The 19,987-nt window shown below is 37.2% G+C and carries 18 protein-coding genes and 1 pseudogene; 10 read left to right on the top strand and 9 right to left on the bottom strand.

Going from position 1 to position 19,987, the window contains the following annotated elements; genetic code table 11:
- Positions 1–16: 16 nt before the first annotated feature.
- Both lysA and PF272_RS11795 read left to right on the top strand, forming a co-directional pair.
- A complete protein-coding gene (gene lysA, locus PF272_RS11800) occupies positions 17–1,270 on the top strand; it encodes a diaminopimelate decarboxylase (RefSeq protein ID WP_271142905.1) in 1,254 nt (417 codons plus the stop codon).
- A 142-nt stretch (positions 1,271–1,412) separates the two neighbouring features.
- Complete coding sequence (locus tag PF272_RS11795) at positions 1,413–2,441, top strand: hypothetical protein (RefSeq protein ID WP_271142904.1); 1,029 nt, start codon at positions 1,413–1,415, stop codon at positions 2,439–2,441.
- 83 nt (positions 2,442–2,524) lie between these two features.
- On the opposite strand, the pseudogene PF272_RS11790 reads toward PF272_RS11795, so the two are convergent.
- Positions 2,525–3,827 (bottom strand): annotated as a pseudogene (locus tag PF272_RS11790) (MFS transporter).
- Between the two features lie 182 nt (positions 3,828–4,009).
- Positions 4,010–4,366 (bottom strand): PepSY domain-containing protein, encoded by a 357-nt coding sequence (locus PF272_RS11780; protein WP_271142901.1) that lies wholly within the window; start codon positions 4,364–4,366, stop codon positions 4,010–4,012.
- A 243-nt stretch (positions 4,367–4,609) separates the two neighbouring features.
- Here PF272_RS11780 and PF272_RS11775 point away from each other — a divergent pair, with 243 nt between their 5' ends.
- The 6 genes from PF272_RS11775 (at position 4,610) to prmA (ending at position 10,073) form a co-directional block, all read left to right on the top strand.
- Complete coding sequence (locus PF272_RS11775) at positions 4,610–5,302, top strand: AzlC family ABC transporter permease (RefSeq protein ID WP_271142900.1); 693 nt, start codon at positions 4,610–4,612, stop codon at positions 5,300–5,302.
- On the top strand, positions 5,299–5,589 hold the full coding sequence (locus PF272_RS11770; protein ID WP_065234180.1) for an AzlD family protein: 291 nt from the start codon (positions 5,299–5,301) through the stop codon (positions 5,587–5,589). The genes PF272_RS11775 and PF272_RS11770 overlap by 4 nt, the downstream gene beginning before the upstream one ends.
- A gap of 84 nt (positions 5,590–5,673) precedes the next feature.
- Positions 5,674–7,380 carry a proline--tRNA ligase gene (gene proS / locus PF272_RS11765; RefSeq protein ID WP_271142899.1) on the top strand — a complete coding sequence of 569 codons (1,707 nt, stop codon included), beginning with the start codon at positions 5,674–5,676 and terminating at the stop codon, positions 7,378–7,380.
- Between the two features lie 128 nt (positions 7,381–7,508).
- Positions 7,509–7,757 (top strand): YhdT family protein, encoded by a 249-nt coding sequence (locus PF272_RS11760; RefSeq protein WP_065234178.1) that lies wholly within the window; start codon positions 7,509–7,511, stop codon positions 7,755–7,757.
- A 2-nt stretch (positions 7,758–7,759) separates the two neighbouring features.
- Positions 7,760–9,211: a sodium/pantothenate symporter gene (gene panF, locus PF272_RS11755; RefSeq protein WP_271142898.1), complete on the top strand. Its 1,452-nt coding sequence runs from the start codon at positions 7,760–7,762 to the stop codon at positions 9,209–9,211.
- A complete protein-coding gene (gene prmA / locus PF272_RS11750; protein ID WP_271142897.1) occupies positions 9,192–10,073 on the top strand; it encodes a 50S ribosomal protein L11 methyltransferase in 882 nt (293 codons plus the stop codon). Before panF ends, prmA begins: the two co-directional genes overlap by 20 nt.
- Positions 10,074–10,136: 63 nt before the next feature.
- Here the strand turns inward: prmA and PF272_RS11745 are convergent, their stop codons facing one another.
- The 5 genes from PF272_RS11745 to lacZ form a co-directional block, all read right to left on the bottom strand.
- The gene (locus tag PF272_RS11745; RefSeq protein WP_271142896.1) at positions 10,137–10,880 is read right to left on the bottom strand and encodes an amino acid ABC transporter ATP-binding protein; all 744 of its coding nucleotides are present in this window, start codon (positions 10,878–10,880) and stop codon (positions 10,137–10,139) included.
- Positions 10,881–10,882: 2 nt separating this feature from the next.
- Positions 10,883–11,599: an amino acid ABC transporter permease gene (locus PF272_RS11740; RefSeq protein WP_209435897.1), complete on the bottom strand. Its 717-nt coding sequence runs from the start codon at positions 11,597–11,599 to the stop codon at positions 10,883–10,885.
- A gap of 22 nt (positions 11,600–11,621) precedes the next feature.
- Positions 11,622–12,401: a transporter substrate-binding domain-containing protein gene (locus PF272_RS11735; RefSeq protein ID WP_065234173.1), complete on the bottom strand. Its 780-nt coding sequence runs from the start codon at positions 12,399–12,401 to the stop codon at positions 11,622–11,624.
- A 30-nt stretch (positions 12,402–12,431) separates the two neighbouring features.
- Positions 12,432–13,250: a transporter substrate-binding domain-containing protein gene (locus PF272_RS11730; protein WP_271142895.1), complete on the bottom strand. Its 819-nt coding sequence runs from the start codon at positions 13,248–13,250 to the stop codon at positions 12,432–12,434.
- 218 nt (positions 13,251–13,468) lie between these two features.
- Complete coding sequence (lacZ, locus tag PF272_RS11725) at positions 13,469–16,525, bottom strand: beta-galactosidase, LacZ type (protein WP_271142894.1); 3,057 nt, start codon at positions 16,523–16,525, stop codon at positions 13,469–13,471.
- A gap of 318 nt (positions 16,526–16,843) precedes the next feature.
- Here lacZ and dusB point away from each other — a divergent pair, with 318 nt between their 5' ends.
- Together dusB and fis are read left to right on the top strand one after the other, a co-directional pair.
- The gene (gene dusB, locus PF272_RS11720; protein ID WP_271142893.1) at positions 16,844–17,818 is read left to right on the top strand and encodes a tRNA dihydrouridine synthase DusB; all 975 of its coding nucleotides are present in this window, start codon (positions 16,844–16,846) and stop codon (positions 17,816–17,818) included.
- Between the two features lie 27 nt (positions 17,819–17,845).
- Positions 17,846–18,142, top strand: a complete 297-nt coding sequence (gene fis, locus PF272_RS11715) for a DNA-binding transcriptional regulator Fis (protein ID WP_065234168.1) — start codon at positions 17,846–17,848, stop codon at positions 18,140–18,142.
- Between the two features lie 110 nt (positions 18,143–18,252).
- Here the strand turns inward: fis and PF272_RS11710 are convergent, their stop codons facing one another.
- Both PF272_RS11710 and PF272_RS11705 read right to left on the bottom strand, forming a co-directional pair.
- Positions 18,253–18,573: a ComEA family DNA-binding protein gene (locus PF272_RS11710; RefSeq protein WP_065239258.1), complete on the bottom strand. Its 321-nt coding sequence runs from the start codon at positions 18,571–18,573 to the stop codon at positions 18,253–18,255.
- Positions 18,574–19,120: 547 nt separating this feature from the next.
- Entirely contained in the window at positions 19,121–19,672 is a 552-nt protein-coding gene (locus PF272_RS11705; RefSeq protein WP_065239638.1) for an NUDIX hydrolase, read from the bottom strand.
- Positions 19,673–19,987 lie beyond the last annotated feature (315 nt).

The raw sequence follows: 19,987 nt of genomic DNA, 5'->3' as shown, positions 1-19,987 counted from the left end.
GGTTTAAGACGTAGTTATGGACTATTTTAATTATAAAAATAATCAACTGATGGCAGAAGAATTGCCAGTAAGTCAGCTAGCACAACAATTTGGTACTCCGTTATATATTTACTCTCGTGCGACGTTAGAACGTCATTGGCACGCCTTTGATTCAGCACTCACTGGTCATCCTCATTTAATTTGCTTTGCCGTCAAATCTAATCCCAATATTGCTTTACTTAATCTGTTAGCAAAACGGGGTTCTGGTTTTGATATTGTTTCACAAGGCGAATTAGAACGTGTCTTAGCTGCTGGTGGCGATCCGAATAAAGTCGTTTTTTCAGGTGTTGCTAAATCACCCACTGAGATCGCGCGTGCTTTAGAAGTTGGAATTCGCTGCTTTAATGTTGAATCAGAAGCAGAATTACTGCGTATCAACCAAGTTGCAGCAGAGATGAAGAAGCAAGCACCAATTTCTTTGCGAGTTAATCCAGATGTTGATGCGAAAACTCACCCTTATATCTCTACAGGTTTAAAGAAAAATAAATTTGGGGTGAGCGTTAAACGTGCTCGTGAAGTTTATCGTCTGGCAAAAGAATTACCTCATATTCAAATTGTTGGTATGGATTGTCATATTGGTTCACAACTTACTGAATTGCAGCCATTTTTGGATTCAGCTGATCGCTTATTAGTTTTATTAGAACAGTTACGTGAAGATGGGATTGAATTACATCATTTAGATTTAGGCGGCGGTTTAGGCGTACGTTATAGTGATGAAACACCTCCACATCCAACAGAATATGCAAGTGCATTACTTGCTAAATTTGTTGATTATCCTAATCTCGAAATTATCCTTGAGCCAGGACGTGCGATTAGTGCTAATGCCGGTATTTTGGTAACCAAAGTAGAATATTTAAAATCCAATGAAGATTTTAATTTCGCGATTGTTGATGCCGGGATGAACGATATGATTCGCCCAGCGCTCTACCAAGCATATATGGAAATTATTGAAGTTGATCGTACCCTAGCCCGCGAAAGCAAAACATACGATGTCGTTGGTCCAATTTGTGAAACTTCGGATTTCTTAGGTAAAGGACGTCAGCTTGCAATTGCTGAAGGCGATTTTATCGCGCAACGTTCTGCTGGTGCTTATGGTGCAAGTATGGCATCTAACTATAACTCACATCCAAAAGCAGCCGAAGTATTAGTCGATGGTAATAAAGCCCATCTCATTAAACGCCGTGAAAGCTTTGCTGAGTTATGGGCAAATGAACAGTTAATTAAAGAATAACTTTACTATACTTGTTGTATCGGATGCCTTACATCCAACAACTGATGCCATTTTCAGGTAGCTAGGTTTAGATAATAGGATTAGATAAATTTCAAAATATGGTGCCAATTATTGACATCCCCCAATAACAAAAAGGTAAATTATGATGAATATGTCCTACATAAAAGAGATGATTGCTCCTTTAACACACATCGAAAAAGAACAGGTATTAACTGAGCAATATAATGCTGCCATTGAACAGGATAATCTAAATTTAGCTGCTGATATTGCTAATTATGTATTAGATGAAGTTCAAACAGAATTCCATATTCGTTTTCGGGCGCATTGCTTTCGTTTTTTGTTGCAATACACTCAGGAAAAATTAAGTAATCTGCCAGAAACAGCTCCTGAAAGTGAATCTGACAAATATTTTGAGAATTTGATGGAGCTGATATGGAAATTCAAATGGATTATTCCACATATACCAGAAGATGCTAATGCTACTATGGAAGAAATAGACTATATGTTGGAATTAATGAAAGATTATTATCAATATTTTGAATTTTCTATGGCTCCTGTTTACACATCCAAAATGCTACAATATATGGCTAGAGGTGATCGGGACAAAGCACAAGAATACTTTAAATTATGGCAAAATGAACCTGCCGATGATATGAATGACTGTCCTGCTTGTGTCGCAGCAGATAAAGTAAATTATTATTATTTTATTGGTGACTATGCCAAAGTATTAGACTTATCCGAAGATATTCTATCTGGGAAATTAGCTTGTGCTGAAGTACCTCACATTACTTATGCTGCAATCCTATATAGCTTATTAGAAACACATCAATTTGATAAAGCAAAGAAACTATTACCAAAAGCTGTTAAATTAATTGAGCAAGAAAAAATGCTAAGAGAATTACCTGATTTAATGATTATTGCTTATCAATTAGGTGAAACTGAAATTGCAGCTAACCTTATTGAAAAATACCATGAATCTATTTTCCAAATAGGAGAAAGCGTCCATATCTTAAAAGTCTTAATGGCACTTTCCTACCACGATACCCAAAATTATGATACTGCAAAAGAGCTTGCATTAACTTTAGATCAACGTAATGGTAACCAATTTTACCAAAATAAGATTGATTCTTTAGGTAAGCAAATCGGTGTGTTACCACATATTTTACAATAATATTTAAACTAAAGTAGCTTAGCAATATTATTGCTAAGCTACAAAAGTCCTGCATATAGGACACAACACATCTAATATATGTATTAAGTTTCTTGATGACTTTTCAAATAAGTTAAAGCTACTGTCGAAATTAACAATACTATTGCAACACCAATATAAAGATCCTGTTTATCCCAGCCTTGATCTAATAATAGACCTGCGATTGTCGGTGCAAGAATTGCCCCGATTCGTCCTACCCCAATGGCTGTACCCACGCCAGTACTACGAATATCTGCCGCATATACACTAGGATTTAAGGTATAAAGTCCACTAATACATCCGTTAATTAATGCACCGACTAAAATTCCTAACACCATCTCCAACCATAACACCGTACTCGATAAAATAAATAGTACTACTACGCCAGCGGCGACAACGGTAAAAAAGAGTAACACTGATTTTGCTCGCCAATAAGTGGCTAATAAACCATATAATAAAGCACCAACTGTCCCACCTAATGAGATCATCATACCGATACTAACACTCTGCTCTACTGTCATTCCTGCTTCTTTTAATAATGCTGGCGTCCATGAACTAATAAAGTAAAAACTAAACATAATTGAGAAGAACGCAAGCCATAACAGAATACTAGAACGGCGATAAGTTTGATCTAATAAGCGAGAAAAAGGTAAGCGTGTTACAGCAGTAGGTACTGGCTTTTCTGGTAATGTCCATTGATTACCTAACCCTATTTTAGCGGTAATACGATTCAATTTCGCTTGTGCATTTTTCGGTTGTTTAACTAACAAGAAATCTATTGATTCAGGCAACCAAACAACAATTACTACCAAGCAAATTGTGGTTAATACCGCTCCAGCTAACAAGACAGAACGCCAACCATACTCTGTTTGTAACATGACGGCAAACATTCCTCCTAATACTGCACCAACCCCAAATCCTGCTGCATAGATACTGATTGCTAAACTACGCCAACGACGTGAAGAATATTCACTGGTTAGTACATTGGTTCCAACTAAAATACCACCCACGCCTAAGCCAGTAATCACTCGCCAAACACCTAACCAAAATTGACTGCCAGAAATAAGCAGAACCAAACATTCCCACAGCAGACAATAACACAGCAATCATCAACAATGGACGACGACCAATTTTATCTGCCATAGGCGCTAAAAAGAGTGAACCTGCTGTCATACCAAACAATCCAGCACTTAACAAAGTTCCCAACTGTATACCATTTAAGCCAAATTCTTGGCGAATCGCCGTTGCGGTAAACGCCAATGCCAAAACATCAAATCCATCTAATAAATTCATAATTGCCGCAATTACCACGACACCCCATTGATAGGCACTCATCGGGCTACTGCTAATCGTATTACGTAAATTCATTGCTCTTCCTTACTCATTTAATCACAACAAAGGTTTTAGATAATGACGGAAATAAATCAGCAAAGAAATGGGTCAATCAGAAAGAGAGATAAAAAAACAGTAGCCGAAACGACTACTGTAAACTGCGGGGTAACTAAAATTTAATTGTTATAATTTAAGAAAGTGACTAGTGACGACAATCTTTAGTGATTATGTTTTCTATGTCTATGTGGAGCATACATCTCCTCTACTTCATTCCTAATAACTTCTGAGGTTACGGCATCAATCCTAACTTCCCTAATTTGTTTCTCCTTAGTAAGAATTTCTACATCATAGCTTGGATTTCCTCGTTTACGTGGTTGGAACTTCGCTTCCAGTACTTTGCCATCTACTTTTTTACTTGCAATATCAATTGCTTCAACAAGCGTAATTTTACTGCTATTTAATGCGGTTTCTAAACGTTGAAAATCAACATCATCGGCCATTGCGAATTTCGCTGTCCCGATCGTAATTAGTGCAATTGTTGAAAAAATTGCCACATTTTTACTTAGTTTAGACATATTCGTCTCCTTTGTTATTATGTTATACCTACTGAAATTCAAAATTTGCCTCCTGTCTCCTTTTCGTCTTTCAGCGGAGCGTAGTCTAGCTAAGCAAAATTAGAGAAAAATTAGTAACTTTAATCTTATGAATATGGTTACCAGAAAAATCGATACAGAATACTGATCATTCCTGAAATCTTAGCTATACTAATTCCCTTTTTTTCATTATTACAATACGTTGTCAGGACAATAAGAATAAATATGCAACAGACAAATAACTCAATCTCTCAAGGTTTCCGAGATGCCTTTCCCGTATTAATCGGTTTTATTCCTTTTGGTTTGGTATTAGGTGCGCAAGGTACCGCCAGCCATATGACTTTATGGCAAGTCCCTTTAATGACCGGAGTCAATTTTGCAGGCGGTTCCGAATTTGCTGCGATTGGCTTATGGGCTTCACCGCCCCCCTTACTGCTGATTATGTTTACCACTTTTCTGGTAAATTGCCGTCATATTTTAATGAGTGCAGCGCTTACACCTTATTTAAAAGGGCTACCCTTACGTAAAACATTACTGGTACTCTTTTTTATGTGTGATGAAGCTTGGGCCTTAGCGTTAAATCATATTAAGCAACGCGCATTACGCCAGCTTGATTTGCGTTATTATTTTTCAATGGCACTTTCTCTTTATCTTGCTTGGATTATTTCAACTGGTATTGGTGCTTGGATAGGCCCATTCTTAGGTGACATCAAACAATATGGTTTTGATATTGCTTTTGTCGCAGTATTTTTGGTATTACTCAAAGGAATGTGGACAGGTTTTCGTCCTGCAATTGCTTGGTTAGTCAGTCTTGTGGTAGCGGCAATCAGTTATCAACTCTTTGCTGGCGCTTGGTATGTGCTGTTTGGCACATTAAGTGGTTTAATCATCGCCTATTTCTTGGAGAAACATAAATGAGTTGGGAAGTATTAACTATTTTTGCAATGGCTTCTGTTACCTATTCTACCCGTCTATTGGGCTTTTTCTTATTACAGAAAAAACAACTTTCACCTATGGCAAAAAACTTATTAGCTCAAGTACCGCCTTGTGTTTTAATTTCGGTGATTGCCCCAGAATTTACTAGCACCAATATCGCTGATTGGATTGGTTTAATCGCCACATTTTTGGCTGCTACACGTTTCTCTGTATTACCCACAGTGGTCATTGGCATTATTGTCACTGCGTTGGCTCGACATTTTATTTAACTAACTGAGAATTCTGCTATTCCGCCTTGTACAGGCTAATGCTAGAATACGGGCAATTTTTTTGTTTTATGATGGAATTTTATTATGCGTACTAGTCAATATTTACTTGCAACTCTGAAAGAAACTCCAGCTGATGCTGAAGTTGTTAGCCATCAGCTTATGTTACGAGCTGGTATGATCCGTAAACTCGCTGCGGGTTTATACACATGGATGCCTACTGGTGTGCGTGTATTGAAAAAAGTGGAAAATATCGTACGAGAAGAGATGAACAAAAGTGGGGCAATCGAAGTGATTATGCCCGTTGTTCAACCTGCTGATTTATGGCAAGAATCACAACGTTGGGATCAATACGGTCCAGAATTATTACGTTTTACGGATCGTGGTGATCGCCCTTTTGTATTAGGACCAACTCACGAAGAAGTAATCACGGATCTTGCTCGTCGTGAGCTTTCTTCTTATAAACAACTTCCATTAAATCTTTATCAAATTCAAACTAAATTCCGTGATGAAGTCCGTCCTCGTTTTGGTGTAATGCGTTCACGTGAATTTATTATGAAAGATGCTTATTCATTCCATCTCTCTAAAGAGAGTTTGCAAGAAACTTATGATGTTATGCATCAAACCTATTGCAATATCTTTAACCGTTTAGGTTTAGATTTCCGTCCAGTTCAAGCTGATACCGGTTCTATTGGTGGTAGTGCTTCACATGAATTCCAAGTATTAGCAGCAAGTGGTGAAGATGATATTGTTTTCTCTACCGAATCAGATTATGCCGCAAACATTGAATTAGCTGAGGCAGTTGCCTTAGGTGAACGTACCGCAGCAACCGAAGAGTTACGTATCGTTGATACCCCAAATGCTAAAACGATTGCCGCTTTAGTTGAACAATTTAATTTACCCATTGAAAAAACAGTAAAAACTTTAATCGTTCATGGTGTAGAAAAAGGTCAATTGATCGCTTTATTAGTGCGTGGCGATCATGAACTAAATGAAGTCAAAGTAGAAAAATTACCTCAAGTAGCAAGCCCACTGACCTTTGCCACAGAAGAAGAAATTCGTGCTGCAGTAGGTGCTGGTCCAGGTTCACTTGGCCCAATTAAGCTACCATTAGAAATTATCATTGATCGTACAGTTGCCAATATGAGCGATTTTGGTGCAGGTGCAAATATTGATGGTAAACACTATTTTGGCATTAACTGGGAACGTGATTTGCCAACACCACAAATTGCTGATTTACGTAATGTAGTAGAAGGCGATCCAAGTCCTTGTGGTAAAGGAACATTGCAAATTAAACGTGGTATTGAAGTTGGGCATATTTTCCAACTTGGTAAAAAATATTCTGATGCAATGAATGCAACGGTACAAGGTGAAGATGGTAAGCCACAAACTATGATGATGGGTTGTTATGGTATTGGCGTAACACGTGTTGTTGCTGCCGCTATCGAACAAAGTCATGATGATCGTGGTATTATCTGGAGTGATGCACTTGCACCATTCCAAATAGCAATCGTGCCAATGAATATGCATAAATCTCCCTCAGTACAACAATATGCAGAAGAACTTTATCAAACCTTAACGCAACAAGGTGTTGAAGTTCTCTTCGACGATCGTAAAGAACGTCCGGGTGTAATGTTTGCAGATATGGAGCTTATTGGTATCCCACATATGATTGTGATTGGCGAAAAAAACCTCGAAAAAGGTGAAATTGAATATAAATCACGTCGTACTGGTGAAAAAGAGATGATTAGCAAACAGCAATTAGTTGAATTCATTATGAATAAATTGAAATAAAACTAAGTTACGCTAAGATGAGAAAGGCTTGATGAGTAATCAAGCCTTTTTGTTCACAACAATATTGTGAAAATTACAGGAAGTCAAAAATAGATGCTATTACAACAGCTCTCTAAAAGGAGATAAAAGTGCAAAAATTTGAACGTTATCGCCAAGCAACAAAAGAGGCAAAAATTACTTTATTTGTTGCAATTCTTTATGTCATTGGTTGGTGTTTATGTGCCTACCTGCCTACAAACACTCATGGTCCATTAGGTTTTCCACTCTGGTTTGAATTGGCCTGTATTTATTTACCTATTCTCTTTATTGTTATCGGGTATTGGACAATTCGGATCTTTTTCCAAGATCTACCATTAGAAAATGATGATAAGGAGTAACCATGAATTTAGGCGTTATTTTTCCATTGGTTATTTACTTAGTCTTTATTTTCGGGGCCGCACTCTACGCATACAGTAAACGTCATCAAGGTGATTTTCTAACTGAATATTATGTTGGTAATCGCTCTATGACGGGATTTGTGTTAGCTATGACAACCGCCGCGACCTATGCCAGTGCAAGTTCTTTCGTTGGTGGGCCTGGTGCTGCTTATAAGTTTGGTTTAGGGTGGGTATTACTTGCGATGATCCAAGTACCTGTGGTTTGGTTCGCCTTAGGCACACTAGGTAAAAAATTTGCTATGCTTTCTCGAGAAACCAATGCCCTCACGATTAATGACTTACTGCTCTATCGTTATAAAAATAAATATCTCGTCTGGATCGCTTGTATCGCACTATTATTAGCCTTTTTTGCCGCAATGACGGTGCAATTTATTGGGGGAGCGAGATTATTAGAAACCACTATCGGCTTAAATTATACGCAAGCGCTCCTTATTTTTGCGGTTACCGTTGGTTTATATACTTTTATTGGTGGGTTCCGGGCAGTCGTACTAACAGATGCTATCCAAGGTACTGTGATGATTTTAGGAACTGTCATTTTATTAGGTGGCGTGATTTATGCTGCTGGCGGTGTAGAATCCGCAGTCAATAAATTAGCAACTATTGATCCCTCTCTAATTTCCCCATATGGGCCAAATGAAATGTTAAGTTTTTCCTTTATGGCATCATTCTGGGTTTTAGTCTGTTTTGGTGTAATTGGTTTGCCTCATACTGCGGTTCGCTGTATGTCTTATAAAGATAGTAAAGCACTCCATCGCGGTATGATTATCGGTACTATTGTACTTAGCGTAATTATGCTAGGAATGCATCTTGCTGGTGCATTAGGACGTGTGATTATTCCTGACCTAACGATCCCTGACCAAGTTATTCCAGCTTTAATGGTTAAAGTGTTACCGCCAATTGTTGCAGGAATTTTCCTTGCAGCACCAATGTCGGCAATTATGTCCACCATTGATGCCCAACTCATTCAGTCTTCTTCTATCTTTGTCAAAGACTTATACCTTTCAGCAAAACCTGAAGCTGCAAAGAATCAAAAGAAGATTAGTCGTTTTTCTTCTTTAATTACGCTATTACTCAGTGCGTTATTAGTTATTGCTGCATTAAATCCACCAGATATGATCATTTGGTTAAATTTATTTGCTTTTGGTGGTTTGGAAGCAGCCTTTTTATGGGTTATTATTCTCGGCCTTTATTGGGAAAAAGCGAATGCATATGGTGCAATTGCTTCAATGATTACGGGTTTAGGCATTTATATTGGCTTTACCACAGCAGCAATTAAACCTTTCAATTTACACGCAATTGTGCCATCTCTTGTATTAGGCTTAATTGCGTTCTTAATTGCAAATAAATTTGGTGAAAAACAAATTAAGGATACTTATGGCGTGGTTACAAATTAGATTAAACAGCACAAATGAACAAGCAGAACAACTTAGCGATAGTTTAGAAGAGCTTGGTGCGGTTTCTGTTACATTTATGGATAGTAAAGATACCCCTATTTTTGAACCATTACCAGGTGAAACTCGCCTTTGGGGGAATACAGATGTAATGGCATTATTTGATGCAGAAACAGATATGCAAGCGATTGTTGAAGCACTATTTGCAGAACAAGCTATTACCGCTGAAACCGCTTATAAAATTGAACAAATTGAAGATAAAGATTGGGAAAGAGAATGGATGGATAACTTTCATCCACTCAAATTTGGCCAACGTTTATGGATCTGCCCAAGTTGGCGAGAGATTCCTGATCCAACTGCGGTCAATGTTATGTTGGATCCGGGGCTTGCTTTTGGCACAGGGACACACCCAACTACCGCACTTTGCTTAGAATGGCTTGATTCTCTTGATTTACAAGATAAAACTGTCATTGATTTTGGTTGTGGTTCAGGTATTTTAGCCATTGCTGCACTAAAATTGGGTGCTAAACAAGCTATTGGTATTGATATTGATCCACAAGCGATTCAGGCTAGTCGTGAAAATGCAAAACGCAATGGTGTTGAGGATCGCTTACAACTTTATTTATCCGCAGATACCCCACAAGATCTCACCGCAGATGTAGTAGTTGCTAATATTTTAGCTGGTCCATTAAAAGAGTTAGCGCCTATCATCTCTAACTTAGTTATTCCACAAGGGCATTTAGGTCTATCTGGGATTCTCGCTACACAAAGCAACGCGGTTGCTGCTGCCTATGCTGATCAATTTGCCTTAGATGACGTTGCTGAACGTGAAGAGTGGTGTCGAATTACAGGAATTAAAAAATAGGCTTACAGGACGAAAAATAATGAATGTCGGATACAGTGTTCCGACATTCATTTATCTAAAGACTTAACGTCTAATTGAACGCAAAAACGCATTGGTTCTTGGGTTAGTGCTATGTTCAAATAGCTGTTCTGGCGTACCCTGTTCAATGATTTGTCCATCCCCCATCAAAATCACATGATCCGCAACTTCACGAGCAAATTGGATTTCATGGGTCACAATCACCATTGTCCATCCTTCACTCGCCAAAGATTTCATTAATGCCAACATACCTTGCACTAACTCAGGATCTAATGCTGAAGTCGGTTCGTCAAACAACATTAATTCTGGCTCAATCGCCAATGCACGAGCAATTCCTACTCGTTGTTGTTGCCCACCAGAAAGTTGGAATGGATAAAAATTAGCTTTATCTGCTAGCTCTACTCGAGCCAATAAATGATGTGCTTTTGCCTCTGCTTCCGCTTTAGCAACTTTTTGCACAACAATTAAACCTTCGGTAATATTCTCTAATGCGGTTTTATGGGGAAATAAATTATAGTTTTGAAAAACCATACCGCTTTTTTTACGTAATGCCTGTACTTTTTCTTTCGTTAAAGGTTTTGCAAAATCAATCGCCAATGAACCATCATCGAATTCTATTGTGCCAGCATCTGGTGTTTCTAATAAATTTAGACAACGTAATAATGTTGTTTTACCCGAACCAGAAGCCCCTAATAATACGATAACTTCACCTTTATTAATCCGTAAATCAATGCCTTTTAGGACTTGGTGATCACCAAATGCTTTATGTAAATTCTTAATCGATAACATACTTACCTCGCCACATACCGTTCAAAATGTTTTTCTAAACGTTGTTGCACATAACTTAATAATGCACACACAACCCAGTACATTAATGCAGCTTCACAATAAATCAGTAAGAACTCATAAGTACGTGATGAGATAATATTTGCCTGACGCATCATTTCTGGCACTAACACCACACTCGCTAAAGAAGTTTCTTTAACTAAGCCAATAAAACTATTGGAAAGTGGCGGTACAGCAACTCGTAACGCTTGTGGTCCAATAATTCGGAAAAAATTCTGCCAATAGCTCATACCAATTGTATAACCTGCCTCCCATTGTCCTTTTGGCACAGATAAGATGGCTGCCCGCACGGTTTCTGAAGCATAAGCCCCTGTATTTAATGAAAAAGCAATAATTGCGGTTGGCAATGGATCTAAAGTAATTCCAACATTTGGCAAAGCATAGAAAATAATAAATAACTGTGCCAATAATGGGGTACCACGAATCGCAGAAATATAAAAATTGGCTACACCATTTGCCACTTTGTGTACAAAATGTTTTTGTGGCGTTACTCGAATTAAAGCAATCGCTAATGCAATTAACATACCGAGTAAAAATGAAATAATAGTTAGTGGAATCGTGAAATAAACCATTCCCTCTAACATAGGAAAAAAAGCATCAATCGCAATTGATGCTTTATTATCATCCATCCAAGGAAGTGCACTCAGAATTGAGTGGGAAATTGCGGAGATGCTCTCCGTAATACTACTGCTCACTAATATCTACTCCAAAAAATTGTTTAGAAATGGCGGCTAATTTACCTTCCTTTTTCAGTTCTGTTAAGGCTTGATTTAATTTTTTTAACTTATCATTGTCATCTTTTCTAACGATAAATCCTGCACTTACTTTACCTTCTTCAGGTAAATCAATTACTTGGATCTTATCATTAGCATTTAATTTTTTCTGGTAATACAACACCGCAAGACGATCATTAAGTGTAAAATCGACACGTCCTTGTGCCACCAGTGCCATTTCTTGACCTAAGCCACCTTCGACTGGTACAACTTCTCCTTGATTCTGACGAACTAAATCAGCAAAGTTACTGGTAAATGCTAAACCACCTTTTAAGCCCTTAAGATCTTTTACTGCATGAACTTGGCTCAAACTACTACGTACGGCTAATGCTGCACCAGAATAACTATAAGGTAATGAACTTTGATATTTCTTTCTTCTTTCATCATTCATAGTAACTTGGTTTACCACTGTATCAAAACGCCCATTATTTAATCCTGCTAATAATGCATTCCAGGCAGTTTCTTTAAATTCAATTTTTAAACCAAGTTTTTCCGCTACTGCTCTAGCAACTTCAACATCGTAGCCGGTTAATTTGCCATTTTCATCATGATAAGTAAAAGGCGGGTAAGTTCCTTCGGTACCGACTGTCAGTGTATCTTTTGTCATCCAATCAGCTTGGTTAGCGAAAGCCGCTGTCGCACTAAAGAAGCCTAACACTACTAATCCTTTAACAATCTTACGTAGTAACATACCCACCTCCACTTATAAATACTGATTTAATTATTCAATAACAGAAACATCTTCACCAAAGAATTGAGTTGAAAGTTCTTTTAATTTACCTTCTTTCTTTAATTTTTCGATAGCTGCATTAAATTTCGCAATCACCGCTTGGTTACCTTTATTGAAGATAAAACCAGAACCGACTGGTTGTGATTTATCACGTAATACAATTTCTAAATTTGCATTTGGGTGTTTATGTAAGAAATCTAATACTGCAAGGCGATCATTTAAGGTGACATCTGCACGGTTTTGTAACACGAGTTGGATTGCTTGTGCTAAGCCATCAACACCAACAATCTCTGCACCATTTTTAGTTGCTAATTCACCGTAATTACTGGTGAAAGATTGTGCTGATTTTAAACCTTTTAGATCTGCCCAGTCTTTAACACGGGTTTCACCTTTACGAGCCACCACAACTGCACCAGAATAGCTATATTCTGTTGTTTTATCATATTTTGCACGACGTTCTGGTGAAGTTAAACCGACTTGGTTAGCAACAATATCAAAACGGTGGTTATTTAAGCCTGATAACATTGCATCCCATTGTGTTTCTTTAAAATCCACTTTCACGCCAAGCTCTTTCGCCACTAAACGAGTTAATTCAACATCATACCCGGTTAGTTTTCCTGACTCATCATGGTAAGTGAACGGAGGATAAGTTCCCTCTGTTCCTACAACGATTGTGCCATGTTCATTAACACGTTTTGCTAAATCTGCCGCTGCTTCTTCATTAGTTAATGCTAATGCAGATTGTGCTAACGCTAAACCTAAAGAAAGAACAAATGTTCCTTTCAAATATTTTTTAAATGTTGTTTTCATTGTGAATTCCTTAAATTAAATTTTAGACTTTATGAATAAATTTTAATGAGATGTTGATAGAAAGGAAAATAGCTATTTTGCTTTATATATAGCTATAAGTTATAAGTAAAACCAATTTTGTGATTAAATTACCGGAAATTAGGTATAAAAATACCCATAATTTCTAGATTACTGCAAATCATGGGTATTTTTTACTTATAACAAAATACAAATGTTTATTACATCACTAAACCACTTAATGTAAAACTAAAACAGATCCGTTCCGTTGCAGGAATACGATATTCAGGGTGGACTTCTGCTCCCCAACTATCATCACCACCTATGCCCATTTGTTTGGCAGCTACGGTCACTACTGTGTAATGGATTGGCGGTAATTCATAATGATGTTGTGCATTTTCTATTTCAAATACTGTATAAGGTAAGAAGTTACACTCTAATGGCTGATCAACGGCTTCTATTTGGAAGCCAGCTGTTGCTGCTTGGTTATAACATTTTACCCAACGTACTCCTGTTCGATTCCCTGTTTCCTGTGGAATACTATAAGGTGCATAATTTTCGCTTACACAATTATGGAAAATCCCTAATTTTGCACCGCGACAACGATCTTGGTAATTTTCTGCTTCACCTAAAGCATACCAACTTAATTGTTGATATTCCGCATCTGTCCGAAAACTTAATGCAAAAATAGGCAAGTCAGGTAATCCCTCTTGCCCTTCATATTCACAAATCACCCTAATTTCACCAGAAGCAAAGACACGATAAATTACAACTACGTTCAGTTGTTGATAAATTGGATAAATATAGGTGAATTTCACCTCCACACACTCATCAGAAATAGATTGCCATACCATTTCTTTGCAACGCCCTGATAAGCTCGCCATTAACCAATATCCTGCTTTAAAACGTCTTGCTGTACCACGATCATTATCTGTTGTTGCACGCCAAAACAGTGGCATTGGTGCGGTCTTGATCAATTCTTTACCGTGATAAACCAAAGAAATTAGGCTTCCCTCTTGGCGAGAAAATAGTGCAGAAAAATGTTCCCCTCTCACGCCAAGATTAATATCCCCATTAATCACTGTTAATTTTTGGGTTACTAATGCGGCTTCAACTGGAGTATCTTCGGCTTGACTAAAAATAAATTGCCCAAAAGCAATCTCACTATCTGCTTCTGCCCACACTGTTTTTTGCTTTAAATGGGCGGTTATTTGTACACAATACTCACCCGCTTGCTGTAAATTTTCTTGAGTCCATTCTAGTGGGATTTCTTCTGTGGATAAGGCAGGAATTATCGGTTCAAATCGAATTTGTTGCTGTTCTACGCCATTCAACAGCAAATGTGCAATAAAGTAATACTCTTGCGTATCAATAAAGCAATTTTCATTACGAATCAAAACCTTATCTTGTTGTGGCAATAATTTTAAATTTTGATAAAGGTATTTCACCTCTTGCATTTTAGGAGATAAAGTACGATCAGCAAATACTAGACCATTACAGCAGAAATTACGGTCCGTTGGACGATCATCAAAATCACCGCCATAAGCAAGATAAGGCTTGCCATAACGATCTTTCTGCAATAATCCCTGATCGATAAAATCCCAAATAAAACCACCTTGATACTGTTCATATTTTTCTAAGGCAATATATTTATTCAGATTGCCATTTGAATTTCCCATTGCATGAGTAAACTCACAGCTAATATATGGCTTAGCAGGTTGTTGTTGCAGATAAGCTTCTATTTCATCTGGTTTTGCATACATTCTGCTTTCCATATCGCTGATCTGATCAAATTCACGACAATGGAATACGCCTTCATAATGTACTAAACGATAAGGATCTTGTTGATGAAAATAACGAGAAACATTTAATAACACTTCTCCAGCATAAGATTCATTACCACAAGACCAAATTAAGATCGAGGCATGATTTTTATCTCGTTGATACATTGATTTAGCACGATCTAATACAATCTCATTCCAACGCAGATCACTTCCTGGAATGTTCCAAGATGGCTCAACTTTTCCCATTTTTTGCCATGAACCGTGTGTTTCTAGATTCATTTCATCTATCACATATAAGCCATACTGATCACAAAGTTCATACCAAAGGGTTTGATTTGGATAATGTGAAGTACGTACAGCATTAAAATTATGCTGTTTTAATATTTGAATATCCCACAGCATATCTTCTTGAGTAATCGCCCGCCCACGAACACAATTAAATTCATGTCGATTTACGCCTTTGAAGACAATGCGCTTACCATTTAATTGCATCACGCCATTCTTTAGTTCAAAACGACGAAGACCTAATTGTTGAGGTATAACTTCAATCAGTTGTTGTTGCTCATCAAAGATTTCTAGATATAACTGATATAAATAAGGGGATTCAGCACTCCATAAATTTGGCGATTGTACGAATAACGCTAATTCTGCTTGTTCTGCTGTGGTAGTACATTCTGTTGTAGCGATTAATTGATCTTGTTGATCAAACAATGAAGCTTTAATTGTTTTTATCCCCATTGGACTAGCGGATAAAAATTGAGTTTTAAGTGTAATGTCTGCGTGGTTGAGATCTTCACTCACCACAATTTTACTATCAAGATCATAGAGATGAATTTTAGGTACGGTATAAAGATAAACATCACGAAAAATCCCTGAGAAACGCCAAAAATCCTGATCTTCTAACCAACTGCCGGTACTACGTTGATAAACTGCTACTGCTAATTTATTTTCGCCTGGCTGTAAAAAAGGCGTAAGTTCAAACTCTGCTGGCGTAAAAGAGTCTTCACTATATCCAACAAATTCGCCATTTAACCAAATGAAAAATGCCGTTTCTACCCCTTGAAACGAAATAAACACAGGTTGAGTTTGCCAAGTTGTGGGAACAGAAAAATAGGTTACATAACTTCCCACACTGTTCTCCGTGACAGGAATCGCTGGTGGGCGAATATTTGCTTTACCGTCCCAAGGATACATCGTATTTACATAATGTGGTTGCACAAACCCTTGTAACTGAATATGTCCTGGTACTCTTATGGTTTGCCAGCTGCGATTATCATAGTCTAATTGATAAAAATCTGATGGCTGTTGTGCTAGGTTCTTTGCATAATGAAAAAACCAATCACCATTCAATGAATATCGCATTGGCATTTCACCTCTGCGTTTTGCTTCTCTTGTTGTAGCGTAATAACGATGATCTGAATGTGCTTGCAATCTATTGACTGCAAAAATGGCAGGATCGGATAACCATTGTAAGTCAGGTTTTCTCTGTTCCATATATTCTCCTTATTCCTTTGCGTTTGCACCTGAGAAATGTCATATGGAAAGAAATCATCGCTTTTTATTCCCTTTTTAGCAATTAGGTTTGATCAATTTTCGATTTTAATCATAAAAATTTTACATTGTTTAAACTTTCAGCGAATTAAGTCGAAAAAAAGTACACTTTTTCTTCGTAAAATCGCATTTAGGGCTTCACTATTGCTATAAAAGTGCGTATTATAAGCGACCGTTTCAGTCCCAAAGACTGGCGATTTTGTCATCATCAATTAATCCATAGAAGAACGAAAAAACGATAGGTAGCAATAGGTAATAAGTGTGCAGATTGGTCAATTTATTTTGAAAAATCCCGTCATCTTAGCGCCTATGGCAGGGATTACTGATCTTCCTTTTCGGCGTATTTGTTCGCAATATGGTGCGGCATTAACTTTCTCTGAAATGATGTCGACAAATCCTGATGTATGGCATACCGAAAAATCTAAATTACGTTTGGCTCATCATCCTGAGATTGGGATCAATGCTGTGCAAATTGCAGGTAGTGATCCGGATGAAATGGCTCAAGCAGCACAGGTTAATGTCGGTTACGGCGCAGAAATCATTGATATTAATATGGGTTGTCCTGCCAAGAAAGTGAATAAGAAATTGGCGGGTTCAGCGTTATTACAATATCCTGATCTCGTTGCTAAGATTTTAAAAGCCGTGGTAGATGCGGTTGATGTTCCCGTTACGTTAAAAATAAGAACTGGTTGGGATCAACAACATCGCAATTGCAGTTTAATTGCAAAAATAGCAGAAGATGCTGGAATTCAAGCACTCACTATTCATGGTCGCACTCGTGCTTGTCTATTTAATGGGCAAGCAGAATACGACAGTATTAAAGCTGTAAAACAAGCTGTATCAATTCCCGTCATTGCCAATGGCGATATTGATTCCGCAAGCAAAGCCAAGGAAGTCTTAGATTATACAGGTGCTGATGCTGTTATGCTTGGCCGTGGAGCATTGGGAAATACATGGATTTTTCGAGAAATTACCGAATTATTAGAGAAGAATAGCCCAGCATCTGACTTACCATTTTCTGAAAAGAAAGCGGTAATATTGCAGCATATTGCAAACTTGCATCAATTTTATGGTGCCGAGAAAGGTTATCGTATTGCACGTAAACACGTTGCTTGGTATGTGGATCGCTTCTGTTCATGCTCTGATTTTAAGAGATCTTTTAATGTTTTAACTGATCCAAATGATCAATTAGATGCATTAGAGGAATTTTTGTGTTCAATCCGACTAATGTCGTAATCATAATAAAGTAGATAAAGGGAAAAAATGTTCGAACAACGTAGCACTGCCGAAGCTTTAACTGTATCAACGTTAAATGCTCAAGCTCAAGTAACTAATAAACCATTACGTGATTCTGTAAAACAAGCATTAAAAAACTATTTAGCACAACTAAATGGACAAGATGTGAATGATCTCTATGAATTAGTATTAGCAGAAGTTGAGCATCCAATGTTGGATATGGTTATGCAATATACCCGTGGTAATCAAACTCGTGCTGCAACTATGTTAGGCATTAACCGCGGTACATTACGTAAAAAATTAAAAAAATACGGTATGGGCTGATTAAATACTGACCTTTTACAATAGAATCAAAAAGCTCCCAAATTGTCCTTAATTTGGGAGCTATTTTTTTACACTGCTAATCAATTATTGTGTTTGTTTGTCTATGTATTTTACTCAATCGTCATTCTCTCCTTATTTTTCTCAAAAATTGCACTACCAATTCCTTTTACTTCAGTAAGCTGTTCTAAGGCTACAAACGGTCCATGCTGATCGCGATACTCAACAATAGCTTGTGCTTTTTTAGCACCAATGCCAACCAATCCTTTCTGTAACTGTTCAGCCGTCGCAGTATTTAAATTCACCTTATCGCTTTGTACTACCGTCGCTTCAACTTGTGTTTGGTCAGTCGCTTCTGTTGTTGCCATCGAAAAAGGGGTAAATAACACAGACAAAGAACCACAAATCATAAATAGAAGATGTTTTAATTTCATAAATACCTCATCAATAAATAACCATAGAATGTCATAGCATTATGACGAGAGTCATTGTGTAAAAGAGTCAAAACTGAATCTATGTTGAGGTATAGAAAATGGAAGTGAGATCGCAAAAAATAAATTTAATTAAATTGTGTTACATATTGAACTCAAGCTACTGGCAAACCTAAATTTATGCACAAATCTTAATAAATGTTTAATGGGTTCCCTCTCACACTTGCCCGAATGCAAATAAGATTTTTAGGCAAAAAAAGTGATCTTTTTTCGAACGGAGTGAGAAAAATCTCTGTTTTTGCCGCCCGGAAAATCTTATTGGAATGAGGATTAGCAAGTGGTGTGAGGGCGTGTTTATTCGCTTCGCTCACCCTTCGGGCTGTTGCTTTTAGCAACATTCAACGCTTTGCGTTGTCTTTTGCTTCGTTTTCTTTACACGAGTAATGACAAAAAGCGTTAGCTTTTTGAACGTTGCTTGCAACGGCCCGTTAGGGTGAGCAAGCTTGCTTGCGAATAAAATGAAGTCGCCCTTTAGGGCGAAACCTAAATGCTAATTAGATAACAGGCAGAAACCTATACCACAAACAGTAAAGCTATCAATAATCGTACCTTCTTTAATCAACTTAATAATATTATCAATAGTTTCCCATTTAAAATCTTCTATATTTTCCTCGGATTGCAAATGAATTTCTGGCAAGGACTGCTTAAGTTCAATTAAATAAAATGGCGTCATTGTTGCCATAATAGAAGAACTTACTGCAATTTCACCTAATCTCTTAATTGAATCAATTTCAGGATTAAATGTAATGCCTGTTTCTTCAAATAATTCTCTAATCGCACACGTTTCCAAAGTTTCTCCTTGTTCAACATAACCTCTAGGAAACTCCAGACTCATTCGATCAATCCCATAACGATAGTTATTAATTAATAATAATTTATCTTCAAATTTACAAATAGCGACTGCACCAGGATAAATTGTTTCTTTTTCTATTAAACGAAGATGTTCAAAAGATTTATTTGTTGTTTCCTCTATGACATTATTATTTTGCAATTCTAAGTATTTATTTTTAAATATCGTATTAATTTTTATTGTCTTTAACACTTGCCTTTACTCCTATTAATAAATTCTTAGACTCTGCTACACCAAGTAACCTTGTCTTTGGTAAAAGATAAGATATTGCTTTATGTGCAGCACTCACACCTCTATCGCTCGCTTCATTTAATAGTTCATCAACAAGATAATTTACAATACCTGCAGGATTCGATACCAAGTCTAAGATCTCAATTTTTGATTTAATTTTTTTAATTGTTTTATATAAATTATAAGCTGTTATTAATATGTAGAAGATCAAACCTAATCTGACAGTCCCCGTTTAAAATTACAGCGCCTGTCAGATTAATTTGAGCTTAAATTCTT

Origin of the sequence: Gallibacterium faecale, assembly GCF_027920745.1 — a bacterium.
Classification (GTDB): domain Bacteria; phylum Pseudomonadota; class Gammaproteobacteria; order Enterobacterales; family Pasteurellaceae; genus Gallibacterium; species Gallibacterium faecale.
The sequence above is the reverse complement of the archived record's forward strand: the minus strand, read 5'-3'. Positions and strand labels throughout refer to the sequence as shown.